This is a genomic window from Homoserinimonas sp. OAct 916 (assembly GCF_003260275.1).
GTDB lineage: Bacteria > Actinomycetota > Actinomycetes > Actinomycetales > Microbacteriaceae > OACT-916.
In genome coordinates this window covers 276544-291306 of the sequence record NZ_QJHB01000001.1, presented here as the reverse complement: position 1 = coordinate 291306, position 14763 = coordinate 276544, and the positions used below count along the sequence as shown (strand labels likewise).

General features: G+C 65.4%; 12 protein-coding genes. 4 read left to right on the top strand and 8 right to left on the bottom strand.

The annotated features are described in order from the left end of the window. The first annotated feature begins 7 nt into the window (after positions 1-7). Complete coding sequence (purE, locus tag DL891_RS01195) at positions 8-475, top strand: 5-(carboxyamino)imidazole ribonucleotide mutase (RefSeq protein ID WP_111718807.1); 468 nt, start codon at positions 8-10, stop codon at positions 473-475. After that, positions 472-1818, top strand: a complete 1347-nt coding sequence (locus DL891_RS01190) for an LCP family protein (protein ID WP_111718578.1) — start codon at positions 472-474, stop codon at positions 1816-1818. Before purE ends, DL891_RS01190 begins: the two co-directional genes overlap by 4 nt. A 12-nt stretch (positions 1819-1830) precedes the next feature. Here the strand turns inward: DL891_RS01190 and DL891_RS01185 are convergent, their stop codons facing one another. The 3 genes from DL891_RS01185 to rfbB are packed head-to-tail and all read right to left on the bottom strand — an operon-like array spanning position 1831 to position 4859. Continuing rightward, positions 1831-2964, bottom strand: a complete 1134-nt coding sequence (locus tag DL891_RS01185; protein ID WP_111718577.1) for a glycosyltransferase family 1 protein — start codon at positions 2962-2964, stop codon at positions 1831-1833. After that, positions 2939-3811 (bottom strand): dTDP-4-dehydrorhamnose reductase, encoded by an 873-nt coding sequence (gene rfbD, locus DL891_RS01180; protein ID WP_111718576.1) that lies wholly within the window; start codon positions 3809-3811, stop codon positions 2939-2941. The genes DL891_RS01185 and rfbD overlap by 26 nt, the downstream gene beginning before the upstream one ends. A gap of 58 nt (positions 3812-3869) precedes the next feature. Continuing rightward, positions 3870-4859 (bottom strand): dTDP-glucose 4,6-dehydratase, encoded by a 990-nt coding sequence (gene rfbB / locus DL891_RS01175; protein WP_111718575.1) that lies wholly within the window; start codon positions 4857-4859, stop codon positions 3870-3872. 125 nt (positions 4860-4984) lie between these two features. Here rfbB and DL891_RS01170 point away from each other — a divergent pair, with 125 nt between their 5' ends. Next, positions 4985-5599 (top strand): dTDP-4-dehydrorhamnose 3,5-epimerase family protein, encoded by a 615-nt coding sequence (locus tag DL891_RS01170; protein ID WP_111718574.1) that lies wholly within the window; start codon positions 4985-4987, stop codon positions 5597-5599. A 102-nt stretch (positions 5600-5701) separates the two neighbouring features. Here DL891_RS01170 and DL891_RS01165 read toward each other — a convergent pair whose 3' ends face one another. Together DL891_RS01165 and DL891_RS01160 are read right to left on the bottom strand one after the other, a co-directional pair. Further along, a complete protein-coding gene (locus DL891_RS01165; protein WP_111718573.1) occupies positions 5702-6787 on the bottom strand; it encodes an NAD(P)-dependent oxidoreductase in 1086 nt (361 codons plus the stop codon). Positions 6788-6790: 3 nt separating this feature from the next. Then, complete coding sequence (locus tag DL891_RS01160) at positions 6791-7807, bottom strand: glycosyltransferase (RefSeq protein ID WP_198668718.1); 1017 nt, start codon at positions 7805-7807, stop codon at positions 6791-6793. Between the two features lie 429 nt (positions 7808-8236). Here DL891_RS01160 and DL891_RS01155 point away from each other — a divergent pair, with 429 nt between their 5' ends. Further along, on the top strand, positions 8237-10765 hold the full coding sequence (locus DL891_RS01155) for a bifunctional lysylphosphatidylglycerol flippase/synthetase MprF (protein ID WP_232818943.1): 2529 nt from the start codon (positions 8237-8239) through the stop codon (positions 10763-10765). A 46-nt stretch (positions 10766-10811) separates the two neighbouring features. Here the strand turns inward: DL891_RS01155 and DL891_RS01150 are convergent, their stop codons facing one another. The 3 genes from DL891_RS01150 to DL891_RS17410 form a co-directional block, all read right to left on the bottom strand. Then, positions 10812-12134, bottom strand: a complete 1323-nt coding sequence (locus DL891_RS01150) for an esterase family protein (RefSeq protein WP_111718572.1) — start codon at positions 12132-12134, stop codon at positions 10812-10814. Between the two features lie 197 nt (positions 12135-12331). Then, on the bottom strand, positions 12332-13039 hold the full coding sequence (locus DL891_RS01145; protein ID WP_111718571.1) for a phosphatase PAP2 family protein: 708 nt from the start codon (positions 13037-13039) through the stop codon (positions 12332-12334). Between the two features lie 192 nt (positions 13040-13231). Next, the gene (locus DL891_RS17410; RefSeq protein ID WP_232818942.1) at positions 13232-14737 is read right to left on the bottom strand and encodes a glycosyltransferase; all 1506 of its coding nucleotides are present in this window, start codon (positions 14735-14737) and stop codon (positions 13232-13234) included. Between the last annotated feature and the right edge of the window lie 26 nt (positions 14738-14763).

Sequence of the window (14763 nt, the reverse complement as noted above, 5' to 3'; positions counted from 1 at the left end):
TGTCGTGATGGGGTCGGATTCCGACTGGCCGGTGATGAGTGACTCGTCCCAGCAGTTGAGCGACTTCGGCATCGCCCACGAGGTGGAGGTGGTCTCGGCGCATCGCACGCCGCTTCGCCTGGTCGAATACGGTGAGACGGCCCGGGAGCGCGGACTCAGGGCGATCATCGCCGGGGCCGGGGGCGCCGCACACCTGCCAGGAATGCTCGCCTCGGTCACGACCCTGCCGGTGATCGGTGTGCCCATCCCGCTGGCCAGACTCGACGGCCTTGATTCGCTGCTGTCGATCGTGCAGATGCCCGCGGGGGTTCCGGTGGCCACTGTATCGATCGGTGGCGCGAAAAACGCCGCCCTACTGGCGATCCGCATGCTCGCCACCGGCGATGAGGAATTGGCGGGCCGGCTTGCCGACTACCAGGCGGGGCTCGCCCGGATGGTGGAACAGAAGAACGAAAGTCTTCAATCCCGATTATGAGCATCGCCCTGCCGATCAGGCACTCCGACGGTCTCCCGCGCCCGCTCATGACCCGGCGCGGGTGGTGGTTGGTGGTGCTGAACTTTGTGCTGCCCGGTTCGGCGCAGGTGCTTGCCGGCAACCGTCGGCTCGGCCGGGTCGGGCTGGGCATGACGTTGGGGCTGTGGGGCGCGGCACTGATTGTCGGCATCGGCTACCTCATCTGGCCGGTCGCCGTGCTGACGGCCGCAACCAACACAATCGGGCTGGTGGCCGCGCAGATCATTCTGGCCGCCTACGCAGTGCTCTGGGTTGTGCTCACGGTGGACACGTTGCGCCTGGTGAAACTGGTCCGCACAGCTCCGAGCGCCCGCGCCTGGATCGCCGCCCTCGGCGTGCTCCTCATGGTTGGAACTGCGGGCACGGCCGCCTACGGCGTGACGGTGATCGGGTCCACCCTCGGATTTCTCGGATCGGTGTTCCAGAATCAGGCCGTGGTGCCGCCGATCGACGGCCGGTACAACATCATGCTGCTGGGCAGTGACGCGGGGCCCGACAGGGACGGGGCCAGACCTGACAGCATCTCGGTGGTCTCGATCGACGCCGAAACCGGGCGGGCCACCATAATCGGGCTGCCGCGCAACCTGGAAGACGTGCCCTTTCCCACCGACTCACCGATGTACGAGACCTACCCCGACGGCTACTACGACTGCGACGTCGACGTGTGCATGTTGAACTCGATCTATACCGAGGTTCAGTTGAAGAGCCCCGAACGGTACCCGAATGCCGAGAGCCATGGCAGCACCCCCGGCATCGAGGCCACCAGGGATGCGGTGGAAGGGGCCCTGGGCATCCAGGTGCAATACTTCGTGTCGATCGATATGCAGGGGTTCTCCGATCTGATCGATGCGCTCGGCGGGGTGGAGATCACGGTCGACGAGCGCCTGCCGATCGGCGGCGACGAAGATTTCAACAACGTCGACGGCTGGGTGGAAGCGGGTACCCAGCACATGAACGGCTTCACCGCGCTCTGGTATGCGCGCGCCAGGCACGGCACCAGCGACTACGACCGCATGGCCCGGCAGCGTGTGCTGCAGGAGGCAGTGCTCAAACAGTTCAACCCGGCCAATGTGGTGACCAAGTTCCAAGCGGTGGCCAAGGCGGGGGAGGACGTGGTGAAGACCGACATCCCGCAGTCGATGCTGGGTGTGTTCGCCGACCTGGCGATGAAGACCCGGGCGTTGCCGATCGATCGTCTCGAGCTCGTGCCCCCCGCCGTCGACCCGGAGGATCCCGACTTCGATGTGATCCACCAGTTGGTGGCCAAGGCCCTCGCCCCGGTCACGCCGACTCCAAAGCCCTGACCGGGCACCAGGCTACAGGTCGGCGTGCAACTGCCACACTCGCTGGGCGCTGTCGAACCAGCTGTAGGCGCGCGCCCGGTCTGACCCGGAGACGGAGAGCCGGTCGGCCAGGGCACTGTCATCGAGCACACTCGTGATGGCCTCGCTCAAGCGGTGCGGGTAGCCGATCGGTTCGTCCCGTTCCACGACCAATCCGGCGTCGCCGGCAACCTCGAGAAGTGCCGGTGCGTCGGAATGCACCACCGGGGTGCCGAACGTGAACGCTTCCAGGACGGGCAGACCGAAGCCGGAGGCCAGCGACGGGTAGACGAACACCGCGGCCCGGTCATAGATGACGGCGAGGTCACCGTCGTCGAGGTGCCCGAACGTGCGCACACGGTCCTCGGGGAGCCCTGCCGCCGCCACCGCCGCGGCCAGGTCGGGATCATCGGCCTCTGGACCGCCGACGATCACGAGCGGCAGCTCTGAGGCTCCCGGCAGCCCCAGCGCGGTGATGAGCTCGGTAACGCCCTTGCGCGGCCTGAGACCACCCATGGTCAGGATGTAGCGCTCGGGCAACGCGAGGTCGCGGGCACGGGCATCAGCATCAGAGGGCAGTTGCAGGCTTTCGGCGGCGGCACCGCTGATCACCCGGATCCGGTCACCGAAGTTGTCGATGTCAGCCAGTTCGGCAGCGACGGCGTGACTGGGCACGACAATGGCGTCGGCGAATTTGCGAGCCCGCTTGATCACTGCCTTCTGCCAGGCGATGTTCTGTGGGCTGAGGGACGACGGGTCGGTCCAGGCGAAGACGTTGTGCACGGTGATGGCGACCTGGGTGCCTGTCACGTGATTGTTCTTGCGCAGCGGCGCGAGCAGGCTCGGGGCGTGGATCAAACCGTTCATAGCGGAGGAACGCAGGCCGAGTTGCCAGGCCGCAGCGAGTTCCCGGCGGCCGAGACTCGTTTTGTGCAGGCGTGCCAGCCCGGGCAGGCTGCGCTCGATCAGCGCGTAGTTCTCTTCGGTCGTTGCGGCCACGATCCCCTCGACGTCGCAGCCGCTGGGGGCCGCGGCGATCAGACCTCGGGTGAGTTCATGGGTGTACCTGCCGATGCCGCCGGGGTGGGCGGCGACCATCTGGTCAACGATCACGCGCAGTGTTGTCATCTCGCTTCAGCACTCCCTCGCCCACTGCTTCGTTCAACGCGGTGCGCCAGTGGCGCATCGGACCAAGTCCTGCCCGTTCCCAACCGCTGTGGCCAAGTACAGAGTACGACGGTCGGGGGGCTGGCCTGCGGAACGTGGCACTTTCGGTTCGAGTGACCCTATCAGGGTCGAGACCGACCAGCCTGAATGCCTCCTGAGCGAACTCGAACCATGAGCTGAGACCGGAATTGGTTGCGTGGTACGCGCCGGCGACCACGTTGGCATCGAGCAGCTCACGGATGCGGCAGGCCAGATCCCAGGTCCAGGTGGGCTGGCCGAATTGATCGTCGACGACCGGGAGGCTCTCGTGGCTGCGGGCCAGCCGCAGCATGGTGTTCGGAAAACTCACGCCGTGCTCCCCGTAGAGCCACGCGGTGCGAACGATGAAGGTTGCATTCGGGTTGGCGGCCACGGCTCGCCGTTCCCCCTCGGCCTTGGTGCGCCCGTAGGCGGAGATCGGGTTCAGCGGTGCACCTTCCGGGTACGGTGACGTTGCCCGGCCGTCGAACACGTAGTCGGTCGAGAGCTGCACGAGGCGTGCCTGGTTCTTCGCTGCGGCCATCGCCAGGTTCTCGGCTCCGAGGGCATTCACCCGGCGGGCGTCCTCCTCGTGGGATTCGGCGTCATCGACGGCGGTGTAAGCGGCGGCGTTGATGATGACATCGTGGTCGGCTGCGGCATTGCCTACCGCCCGCGGGTCGGTGATGTCGAGCTCGGTTCGGCCGAGCGCGGTCACGTTCCGCCCGGCGAACGCGCGCTGCAGGTCACGGCCGAGCATCCCGGTGGCCCCGGTGATGAGGTACCTCATGGGGTCGCTCCCTTCGGTGCCACCGTTGAAGCAAGGTCGCCATCGCGTGTTCGCCGCGTCATGATTGAAGAGCCGCGCGTGCTTTCAACGGTTCCCACCAAGTGCGATTCTCGCGGTACCAGGCGACGACCTCGGTGAGCCCGCGCTCGAACGGAACCTCCGGCCGGTAGCCCAGCTCGGCCTGGATCTTCGTGATGTCCACCGAATAGCGCAGGTCGTGGCCCAGCCGGTCGTCGACCCGGTCGACGAAGGACCAGTCGTGATCGGTGGCATCCAGCAGCAGTTGGGTCAGCTCGGTGTTGCTGAGCTCGGTGCCGCCGCCGATGTTGTAGATCTCACCGGCGCGGCCGCCCGCCAGCACGAGGGCGATCCCCCGGCAGTGGTCGTCGACGTGCAACCAGTCACGAATGTTTTCGCCGGTTCCGTAGAGCGGAACGTGCTGGTCGTCGATCAGGTTGGTGACGAACAGCGGGATCACCTTTTCGGGAAAATGGTACGGGCCGTAGTTGTTCGAGCAACGGGTGATCGACACGTTGAGCCCGTGCGTGCGGTGATAGCTCCGTGCGAGCAGGTCGCTGCCGGCCTTTGACGCGGAGTACGGCGAGTTCGGTTCGAGGGGGCATTCTTCGTTCCAGGAGCCGGTCGGGATGGAGCCGTACACCTCATCGGTCGACACGTGCACGAACCGGGGCACGTTGCATCTCAGTGCGGCATCGAGCAGTTGCTGGGTGCCGAGTACGTTGGTCTCGACGAAGATCGTTGCGTCGCGTACCGAGCGGTCCACGTGGGATTCGGCGGCGAAATGCACGATCGCATCGATTCCGGGCAGGAGGGTGTCGAGGAGTGCGGCGTCTCGAATGTCACCGTGCACGAACCGGTAGCGGGGCGAGGATTCGACAGGGGACAGGTTGGCCAGGTTTCCGGAGTACGTGAGCGCATCCAACACGATCACATCAGCCTTGGCGAGTTCCGGGTACGCTCCCTCGATCGTGCGGCGTACAAAGTTCGAGCCGATGAACCCGGCTCCGCCGGTGACCAGAATCTTCACGTGTGTTCTCCCTTGGGTTCTGAGGCAATCCTACGCACGGATCCGCGTGCGCCGGAGAGTCCGGGCCCAGGTGTCGCGGTTCACGAGGGGGCGCCGGCCAGAGGGATGAACCATAGACTGGCGGGGTGCAGATCCGTGAGTTGAGTATTCCTGATTCCTACGAAATCACGCCGAAGCAGTTTCGTGATGACCGGGGTGTGTTCCTCGAGTGGTACCGTTTCGACGCGCTGGAGGAGGCGGTCGGGCATCCGCTCACCCTGGCGCAGGCGAACACGTCGGTGTCGAGGCGCGGCGTGGTTCGCGGCATCCACTTTGCCGACATCCCGCCGGGACAGGCCAAATATGTGACCTGCACGCACGGCGCGATCGTCGATTTCGTCGTCGACATCCGGGTGGGCTCGCCGACGTTCGGCCAGTGGGATCAGGTGCTGCTCGACGACACCGACCGCCGGGCCCTGTACATCGCCGAGGGCCTCGGCCACGCCTTCGTGGCGTTGACCGAAGACGCGACCGTGAGCTACCTCGTCTCGAGTCGGTTCGATGCGACCCGGGAGCACGGCATCAACCCGCTGGATGCTCAGGTCTCCCTGCAGTTCCCGAAGGAGGCCGGCGAGCTGATCCTGTCCGCAAAAGACACGGATGCGCCCGGCCTGGCCGAGGCCGCCGAGCAGGGCCTGCTGCCCACCTGGGCGGCCACCCGCGAGTTCTACGAGGGGTTGAACCGCCCCGCGGGTGACTAGGCTCCTCGGGCCAGCGGCGTACAGATCCGGTCCGTAGTGGACCGCTGTTTTGCGTAGCAGGGTGTTGCGCTGCAAGTGTTGCGCTGCAGGGTGTTGCGCTGATCACGGCGACTGGCGCGGCCCGGCTTGGATCTTTGCCTGCATTTCGGCCAGGGTCGCCTGGATTCCGACGGGCAACGGTGTCTGGGGGCGCGCGTCCAACTCCGGCCACACGATCGAGGCCAACCGCAGGTCTACGGCCTGCGCCGCGGCGAGCGACGACGCGCCGAGGGTGACATTAGGCTTGCGTTTGCCGAGAACCCGGAACGCGCCGAGCAGGCTGCCGATGGTCACTGCGGAACCGCTGACCAAGTTCTTCACCACCGTCTTTGAGAGTGCATCATGGGGCTCGGAGGCCAGGCGTTCGAGTCCGGCACAGATCAGGGCGGCGCAGTCGTCGACGTAGATGTAGTCGCGCATCGTGTCCAACGGAACGTAGATCGCCATCGGCGCACGGGTCAGTTCCGCCCGCGCCAAGTGGGAGATGACGCCCTGGAGTTTCGCCATACTCTGGCCGGGGCCATACAGATTGGCGATTCGGCCGATCAGCGCCGGGGTGTCGGAGCCACGGGAGAACGCGGTGATCGCCTGTTCAGCGCCGAGTTTGAACCGGCCGTATCCGGCGAGCGGAACCGGCACGGTTTCTTCGGTGAATGGGGGGTGGATCGAACCGCCATACACGCCGCCTGCACTGGAGGCGTAGAAGAACACGCCGCGTGCGGGGGAGGGGGTTTGCCGAGACTCCACGGTGGGCTCGGAATGCGGGGGGTCCGAACGTGCGCCCGAAACCAGGGCGAGTTCCGCGGCGATCGCGTCCAACACCAGTTGCAGCTGGGTGTGTTCGTGGTCGAGTTGGGATACGGGGGAGGAGGTCACGGCCGCCCCGGCCGCCCAGACGATCGCCCAGTCGAAGCCGCTTCGGGCGTCGACCGGATTTGCCGACGGGGATCCTGCACACCGCAACGTCTCGGCGCCGGACCGCTCCAGAAGCGCGCGGGTGTTCCGCCTCGCCACCTCCGCCATTCGGGTGTCTTCTGCCCAGGGCAACGGTTCGGCATCACACAACGTCCAACCGGGTCGAGCGCGTACCGCGCGGCAGATCGCGCGACCGAGCAGACCGCGTGAGCCGATCACCCAGACGAGCGGCATCGGTCACTCTTCGCGCGGTGCGTCGGCGTAACCGAGTGGACCGAGCGCGGGGTCACTGACGATCAGGTACGGCGGTTTGCCGAGGGCCATATTCACGATCACGCCGACGTACTGCGCAATGACCCCGAGGGAGAACAGGATGGCGCCAGAGGAGACCAGCAAGACGATGATTATCGACGACCAGCCCTCTGCGATCGTCGCGCCGGCCATCAACTGGATCAGGATCACAATCGCCCAGATCGCGCCGATGGTGGCAAACGCGATGCCCACGACGCTGATCAGGCGCAGCGCGCGTGTACCGCTGGAAAGCACCATGCGCCAGAAGTGCGACAGAAGCAGCCGGTTGGTGTAGCCGGAGGGCCGGTCGCCCTCGGCCCGCAACGTGACCGGGCTCGTGACACTGCGACCCGTGACCCAGCCCAGCGCAACGTCGAGGTACACCCCTGATCCGGCGTACGCGGCAACACTGCGCCCGACGCTGCCGACCACCAACCTGAAACTCTGATAGTCGGGAGCGTCGGAGCCGGAAAAGAGTTTCTGCAACACCCATTTGGCGGTGTGCGACGCCCAGTTTCGAAACGCGCTGTGCGGTGCCGGGTTGGTGGGAAACGCGTACACGACGGTCGCCTGCTCCCGCATCGCTGTGTCGAGCAACCCGGCGATGTCATGCGGATCGTGCTGGCCGTCTTCATCGATGGTTGCGATCCAGTCGCCGCCGGCTGAGGCCATTCCGGCCAGGGTCGCCGCATGCTGGCCATAGTTGCGGCTCAGCCAGACGCCTCGAACGATCGAATGTTCGCGCTCGAGTTCACGGATCACCCTGGCCGAGCCATCCGGTCCGTTGTCGTACACCAGCAACACCTCGTCGATGACGTAGTCGTGGCCCGCCGGACTGGTGCGGGTTTCGGCGAACTCGCGAAGTTCAGTGAGAACCCCGGCCAGGGTGCGCTCTCCCTGATAGACAGGGATGACAACCGAGATTCGGTGTACGGGCCGAACCGGTTCTGCCACTGTGTTCATATCCCTGAATTTACCCTGAAGTGCCCAGCCGGGCGCGGGCAGTCCTGTAAGAAGTGCCCCTTGGGAGTCCGGATCGCCGCACTCGAAGCCCGGGCTCACGTGGTCACGCACGCCAGAGGGCGTCCTTGCGCGACTGCTCAGAACTGTTGGCGGTTGACCCTGAGGCCGGTAAAATGGGCGGGAAGGCGTCAGCCTTTCGGGGGATCGCACATCGAGGTGTCCAGCCAGATTCGATTTCGTGCATTCTCGACCCTCACGGGACTGTGTCGGCGTAGCGAAGCGGTGCTCCCGCCCACCCGACAGTCGTTGTTTCAACCCTCCCGAAGGACTTTTCGTGTTCCATTGGTTGCTGACACCGCCGGGCGACAGGCGGCGTGGTGAGCGGAGACGAGCTCGACCGGCACAACGCGTGCGTCTGGAGCGGGGCCGTTGAGCGGAACTCCTGCATCCGGCGCCGGCGGGCGGGCGCGACTGAGCGCATCCACGGGTGCGGTGGGCCGGTGGATCCTTTCTCGACCGTTCAGTTCCGCTGTGACGGCGCTGATCCTGCTGCTGGCTCTGACATCAGGCCTCATTTTCGGAACCCGGGGCACGCTGGTCTGGGACATGGGAACCGGTTCCGAACCGCTCCTTGACCATGGCCACTGGTGGAGCCCGCTCACCGCCGCTTTCTTCACCAATATGCCCATCGACCTGGTTGTTGCCCTCGTGCTCGCGATTGTGCTGTTGCGCGTTGCCGAAAAGATCATCGGCACCTGGCGCACCACGGTCGCATTCTTCGCCACGGCGATCATCGGGCCGCTGGCCGGGATCGGATTGCAGGCCCTCGGCGATGCCACCGGTGAGTTCTGGTCGCTGCACGTGACCGAGTTCGTCGTCTTGGATCCTACAATCGGGATCGTTGGCGCGCTGATGGCCGCCAGCGGGTCTGCGAGTGTGCTGTGGCGTCGGCGCATCCGCATCGTGACCATGCTCGTGCTGTTGGTGTTCCTGCTCTACTCGGGGCACCCTGATGATCTGTATCGGCTTTTGGCCGGGGTCGCCGGCCTGGTGCTGGGCCTGCTGCTGCGACGTGAGAAGCAACTGATCCGGTGGGTTCGGAGCTCTGCCCACGAAATCCACGTGCTGACGGCGGCCGTGGTGGCCATCACCGCGATCGGGCCGGTGATCGCCCTGTTGTCCTCTTCCCGGCTCGGACCGCTCGCACCGATCGCACTGCTGATCGGCAACCAGGTGCCCGCCGCTGGGAACGCCCAGAGCCGGTGCGATGCATTCGCGGTGACCGCCCATTGCCTTCGCGATCTGACCCTGCAGCGAATCAACAGCCCCGGCGCGATCCTGGTCTCGATCCTCCCGCTGGTGCTGCTCATCGTGGCCGCCTATGGGCTTCTGCACGGGCGCAGGTTCGCGCTCTGGCTGGCTGTCATCGTCAACGGGATGTTCGGTGTGCTCGCGGCCTTCTACTTCGGTCTGCTTCCACTTTCAGGAGTGCCGTATGTGATCTCGCGGCCGACCGGTGCCTCGTGGGAGACAAGCTTCGGGCTGGTCGCTTCCGCCGTGTTGCCGGTCGCCATTGCCATCACCCTGATCGTGCTGCGCAAACACTTTTCTGTACTCGCGTCCCGTGCAAGTGTCCGCCGGTATGTGATCACCGTCGCCGCGACCGCAGTCGTGCTCGCCGGGCTGTATGTGGTTGGCGGTCTGCTGGTTCGCGACACCGCGTTCACCGACACGGTGAACCTGGCCGACCTGCTCAGCGACGCCGTGGAACGGTTCGTGCCGGTGTCGTTCCTGATCAGGGAGTCGATCACCTTCCTGCCCTCGTCGATCATCGGCAAAATGTTGTACTACGGCATCGGCCCGGCTTTCTGGGTGGTCGCCATCCTCGCCGCCATCACACCCACCCGCCAGTCACCGGCGAGGGAACAGCCCGGCGCGCTCACCCGGGTTCGGTCACTGCTGATGGCGGGCGGTGGTGATTCATTGGCGTTCATGGCATCCTGGCCGGGCAACTCATACTGGTTCGACGACGAAGAAGACCTTGCCATCGCGTACCGGGTCGTCGGGCGGGTGGCGCTCACCCTCGGCGGCCCGTTCGGCTCCGCAGTGCCCAAAGACGCCGCCATCGACCGGTTCGCCCGATTCTCGGACGACAACGACTGGGTGCCCGTCTTCTACAGTATCGACGCCGCATTCGAGGGGAAGTTCCGGTCCATGGGTTGGCACACCATGGTCGTTGCGGAAGAAACCGTACTCCGGCCGGCGACCTGGCAGACCACTGGTAAGAAATGGCAGGATGTGCGCACCTCCATCAACCGGGCCCAGCGCGCCGGAATCACCGCGAGTTGGACCAGCTTCGGCGCACTGCCGCTCGGGATCAGCACCCAGATCGCCGAGATTTCCGAAGAGTGGGTTTCCGAGAAGGGCCTGCCCGAGATGGGGTTCACCCTCGGTGGGTTGAATGAACTGCGTGACCCCGACGTCGCCCTCATGCTCGCCATCGACCCGGACGGTCAGGTGCAAGCCGTGACCAGCTGGCTGCCCACGTTCAGGAACGGCGAGATCATCGGCTGGACCTTGGACTTCATGCGCCGGCGCCCCGAAAGCATCAACGGGGTGATGGAGTTCCTGATCGCTGAAACCGCCATGCGGATGCAGGAGGCCGGTATCGAGTTCCTCAGCCTTTCCGGGGCTCCGCTGGCGCACACCGCGCACCTCACCGACCAGAACTCAACGATCGAGCGGATGCTTGACTACCTCAGTTCCTCCCTGGAACCGGTCTACGGATTCCGGTCACTGCTGAACTTCAAACGCAAATTCCAGCCTGAATTCCACCCTCTCCTGATGGCCTACCCCGACCAGGCAGCGCTGCCGGCCATTGGGATTGCCCTCACCCGCGTCTATCTCCCCACCCTTTCTCTGAGGCAGATCACCAGACGTGCCCGCGCCTCAGACTAGAAGGCGCCGGGGCTCGTCGTCATCAGGCGGGGAAGCGTCCGCCGGATCACGGGTTGAGGCCGAACCGGGTGCACAACAACTGCATACCGTTGGTGAGTCCGTACTTGGCGGTATGCCAGTCATGCCCGGTGCCCGGTGACTCCAGGAACGTCACGGTCATACCGGCAGCTTTGGCAGCATCGGACACGGTGATCTGGCCGGGCATATAGCGCGTATCCGCCTCGCCGATGACGAAGATCGCCTTTGTGTCGGCGTATGGCGCGTTCGCCGTGAGAATGTTCACCGGCCACGCCTTGGCGTAGGCCTGCGCACTGCCGCCAAACCCGACTTTGATGGTGTTCTCCACCGACCCTTTTTGCGGTTTCAACTCGCCCGACACGTCGAGAATGTTGCCAAAAATGTCGGTATGGGCCGCACCGAGCTGGATCGCACAGGTTCCACCTTGCGAGAATCCGGCGATCGCCCAGGACGCACGATCTTTGATCACGTTCAAATGATCGTTGATCCAGTTCGGTACATCGACGCTCAAGTAGGTGGCAGAGTTTCCGAGGGGTGAGTCGACACACATCGGGTTGTTGGCCGGATCGCCCAGTTGATCAGGTGAGACCACGATTGGAGCGAGCCCGTGGTGGGCTGCCGCAAATGCATCGAGCCATGGCTGCAACCCGCCGGCGCGAAAAACGTCGTATGGTTCGCCGGGTTGACCCGGAATCACGATCACGACGGGCAGTCTCGGCGCGTTCTTCACCAGGGCGGCGGGCGGTAGATACACAACGGCCGGCCGGGCGGGGAAGCGCGAAAGGGTTGCCGGGATGGTCTCGGTGCCCAATTGGCCGGTGGTGGGCATGCCGGGTGGCGCCACCCAGGTCTTCCACAGTGGCCCCGTCGATGATGTGGGCCCCGAGGTTCCCTGCAGTTCCTGAGGCGTGAGCGCAGTCAACTGGTTCCCGGCGAAGATGCCTTCCAGGGTGGGGAATTGTCCCACATCGGCGTTGATGCCCATGGCCCCCGTCAGAAGCACGACCGGGATGACGATGATCGACAGCAGCCGTGATCTCCAATGCGCGCCACGGAGGCTGGCCAACGCCACCCCGGTGGCGGCCAGTGCGGCCGCGGCCCAAGCGGTCGTCACCGTTGACAGTGGCTGGCCGAAGGTGGACCAGACGTAGCCGACCAGCCAGGACAGAACAAGGCCGGTGATCACTCCGGCCAGGGCACCGATGGCGAGACCGGCCAGCCAGGCCGCGACCGACGACGCGCGCCGGTAGGAGAGCACCAACATCCAAGCGAAGAGTGCGGCCGCAACGCCGTACACGACGAACAGGAGCAGGCCGTCGAGAATGTTGGCGTTCATGAGTGAGGCGACCATGGGCTGGCTCCTTGTCCATGGGGACTTTACGCTCGATCTCTGGCCATTCGCCGTGGATCGGGAGACGTGCACGGAAACCCATCAGCGGGAAGGAACGGATGGTATTGAGCCCTCCGAGGGTTGCCCCGGGTGAGGCGGCCACGGCCTCGGCCGGCCACCCCGGGTCAGCGCATCGTGAACGACGGGCTCGGCCCGTCTCAGGCCACGCGGTCGGCAGTTGGTAGCCGCGGAGGCGCCAAGATCTGAATGCCGCACCAGACGATCACGACAACGCTGGCGCCGAGAGCAGCCCCCGCAAGCGTGTCGGAGAGCCAATGAACCAACAGGTAGGTACGACTGAATGCCATCAGCGCCACCCAGACGACCGCGACCAGCCAGATCCACCAACGGCGTACCAAGAGGATCAGAATGACCGCGACGACTGCGGCCATGGTCGTGTGGCCGGAGGGGAACGATGATCCACCGGCTTGGACCGTCTGATCAATGGAACGGGGCCGCGCGATGACGAATTTCAGCGTCTGTGAGCACAGCGTCGCGCCCACCGCCGAAATGGCGAACAACGCGGCATCACGCCTTCGATGCGCCAGGAACAGCACGAGGGCGACAACGGTGAGCACGATGGTCATGACAATGGGCCCACCGATCAGATTCAACGCCAATGTGATCGTTGTGAGGAAATCGGATCTGTGGCCGACGAGGAAATCGAGCCACGCCTGATCGAGCCCGATCGGCCGGTTGCCCGCCACGGTTCGGATGAGAACTCCCGCCAACACCACCGCCAGAAGCCCGGCAAGGCCTGCAGCCGCACCCCACACGAAGCGCGCCTGAATCTCGTGTCGACGTGATTGGTCTTCCCGAGGCTCGACCGGAGATGCCGCTCTCTCCCCGGATTGTGGATCAGACATCTCGGACTGCCTCGAAGCCGGCCGGGACGGCCGTTTTGGGGAACGGAGCGCTCGTTGCGTGACGGGCGCGAGCTGCGGGTGCTTCGAGCATTGGGGCGTCTTTCTTGCGGACACCACGATTGCCCACGATGTGGACTGGGGCGCCGCGAAATTTACTGTAGTGCACTGGTCTGACCTCTGGGCGGGAATTGGTCAGGGGCGAGACTCGCGAGCGGGCGAGGGAGGACTTGTCTGAGCGGGTGCTGGTGGGCTGATGGGCACGGGTGGGTGCGGCGGCGCGGAGTGCAATTGGCCGGACGCGTGCGGGTTCGGTGGTGTCGCCTGCGTGGTGGGCCCTGACGCCCGGTGCGCGAGCACACGGTAGGCCAGGCGGCGGCTGAGCGCCAGCACGCGGGCGCGTGCATTGCCGACTCGCACGTCTGCGCGGCTGATCGTCTCCGGTAGCGCTCGCCGCAGTTCACCGTGGAAGGCGACCACCTGGGCTGCTTGTTGTCGGGCGAGCTGCACGCTCCACTGACCGGCTGAGACCCGGAAGCCCGCGAGCGTCGTGGGAACGCCGACGAAGTCCCCGTGCCCGAGCACGGCGACGTAGGTGGCCTCGTCGATCAGGTAGGTCGCGGCTGTGCTCCACCAACCGGCGGCTCGCAACGCATCCAGCCGGATCAGGACGCAGCCCGGCTCGCCGAAGATGTTCGTTCCCTGTCGAACCGTGCGCCGGATGGCCGTGTCGCCGGAATGCCGACCGACCAGGCCCGCAAGTCCGCGGTCGCGAATCAATTTCTTGCCGGCCGCATCGAGGATATCCCGCGGCGAGGCCGCCAGCACTGCCTCCGGATGCTGTTGCAGCGCGGCCACCTGGGCGGTGAGGATTCCCGGGTAGAGCAGGTCGTCGCCGCAGACCAGTTTCAGGTAGGTTCCGTTGGCCGCCCGGCTGACCCGGTTCCAATTTCGCTCCGCTCCGCCTCCGGCCTCGGTCTGGAACAGCCGCACCCGGGGGTCGTCGGCATAGCGGTGCATGATGGCGGCCGTGCCATCCGTCGAACAGTGGTCGGCGATGATCAACTCGAAATTGGGGTAGTCCTGGCCGAGCACGGTCTCGATGGTCTCGACCAGAAACTGCTCGTTGTTGAAGGCGGGGATGACCACCGAGACCTGTGGCACGCCGTCGGGCCCGGATGCGACCGCGGTGCCGGCGGCCGCCAGGGTCTGCTCGTCGGGTTCGAGCTCGCCACGCGAACGACGAAAGGAGAAGCCGCGATGGCCGAAAAAACTCACCAACGCCGTGACGAACACGATCAGAGCCTGCGCCGGGATGACCTGCAGGCCGAACACCTCCACCAGGATCGGCAGAAGCACGAAATTGATGCCCAGGGCGACCAGGTAGACGACTTCGAATCGGCCGAGGTCGCGCAGCACGTGACCGTGCACCCGAAACACGAACCGGCGATAAAGCACGAACGCGAACAGAACGCTGAACACGTGTGCAAAGGCCAGGCTGGCGAAGTATCCCCACAGGCGCCCGATCGTCACCTCGAAGCCAACGAAGAACAGGAAGCCGACGACCGTGTTCACCCCGCCGACGAGAACGAACGCCACCTTCTGGTTGCGCACCAGCCGCAGCAGGGGTCCGGGCGCGCCCTGCATGCCAGCCGGGGGCAGGGGTTGATCCCCTGCGGTCTGGTTCGAGGAACTGGCCATGACGAACATCTCGCAATCGGATTCTG

What these genes read in the sequence shown, in the direction of transcription:
- purE (WP_111718807.1), top strand. Translation starts at nt 8, where the DNA reads ATGGGGTCGGATTCCGACTGGCCGGTGATGAGTGACTCGTCCCAGCAG.
- DL891_RS01190 (WP_111718578.1), top strand. Translation starts at nt 472, where the DNA reads ATGAGCATCGCCCTGCCGATCAGGCACTCCGACGGTCTCCCGCGCCCG.
- DL891_RS01185 (WP_111718577.1), bottom strand. Translation starts at nt 2,964, where the DNA reads ATGACAACACTGCGCGTGATCGTTGACCAGATGGTCGCCGCCCACCCC.
- rfbD (WP_111718576.1), bottom strand. Translation starts at nt 3,811, where the DNA reads ATGAGGTACCTCATCACCGGGGCCACCGGGATGCTCGGCCGTGACCTG.
- DL891_RS01165 (WP_111718573.1), bottom strand. Translation starts at nt 6,787, where the DNA reads ATGCCGCTCGTCTGGGTGATCGGCTCACGCGGTCTGCTCGGTCGCGCG.
- DL891_RS01160 (WP_198668718.1), bottom strand. Translation starts at nt 7,807, where the DNA reads ATGAACACAGTGGCAGAACCGGTTCGGCCCGTACACCGAATCTCGGTT.
- DL891_RS01150 (WP_111718572.1), bottom strand. Translation starts at nt 12,134, where the DNA reads ATGGTCGCCTCACTCATGAACGCCAACATTCTCGACGGCCTGCTCCTG.
- DL891_RS01145 (WP_111718571.1), bottom strand. Translation starts at nt 13,039, where the DNA reads ATGTCTGATCCACAATCCGGGGAGAGAGCGGCATCTCCGGTCGAGCCT.
- DL891_RS17410 (WP_232818942.1), bottom strand. Translation starts at nt 14,737, where the DNA reads ATGGCCAGTTCCTCGAACCAGACCGCAGGGGATCAACCCCTGCCCCCG.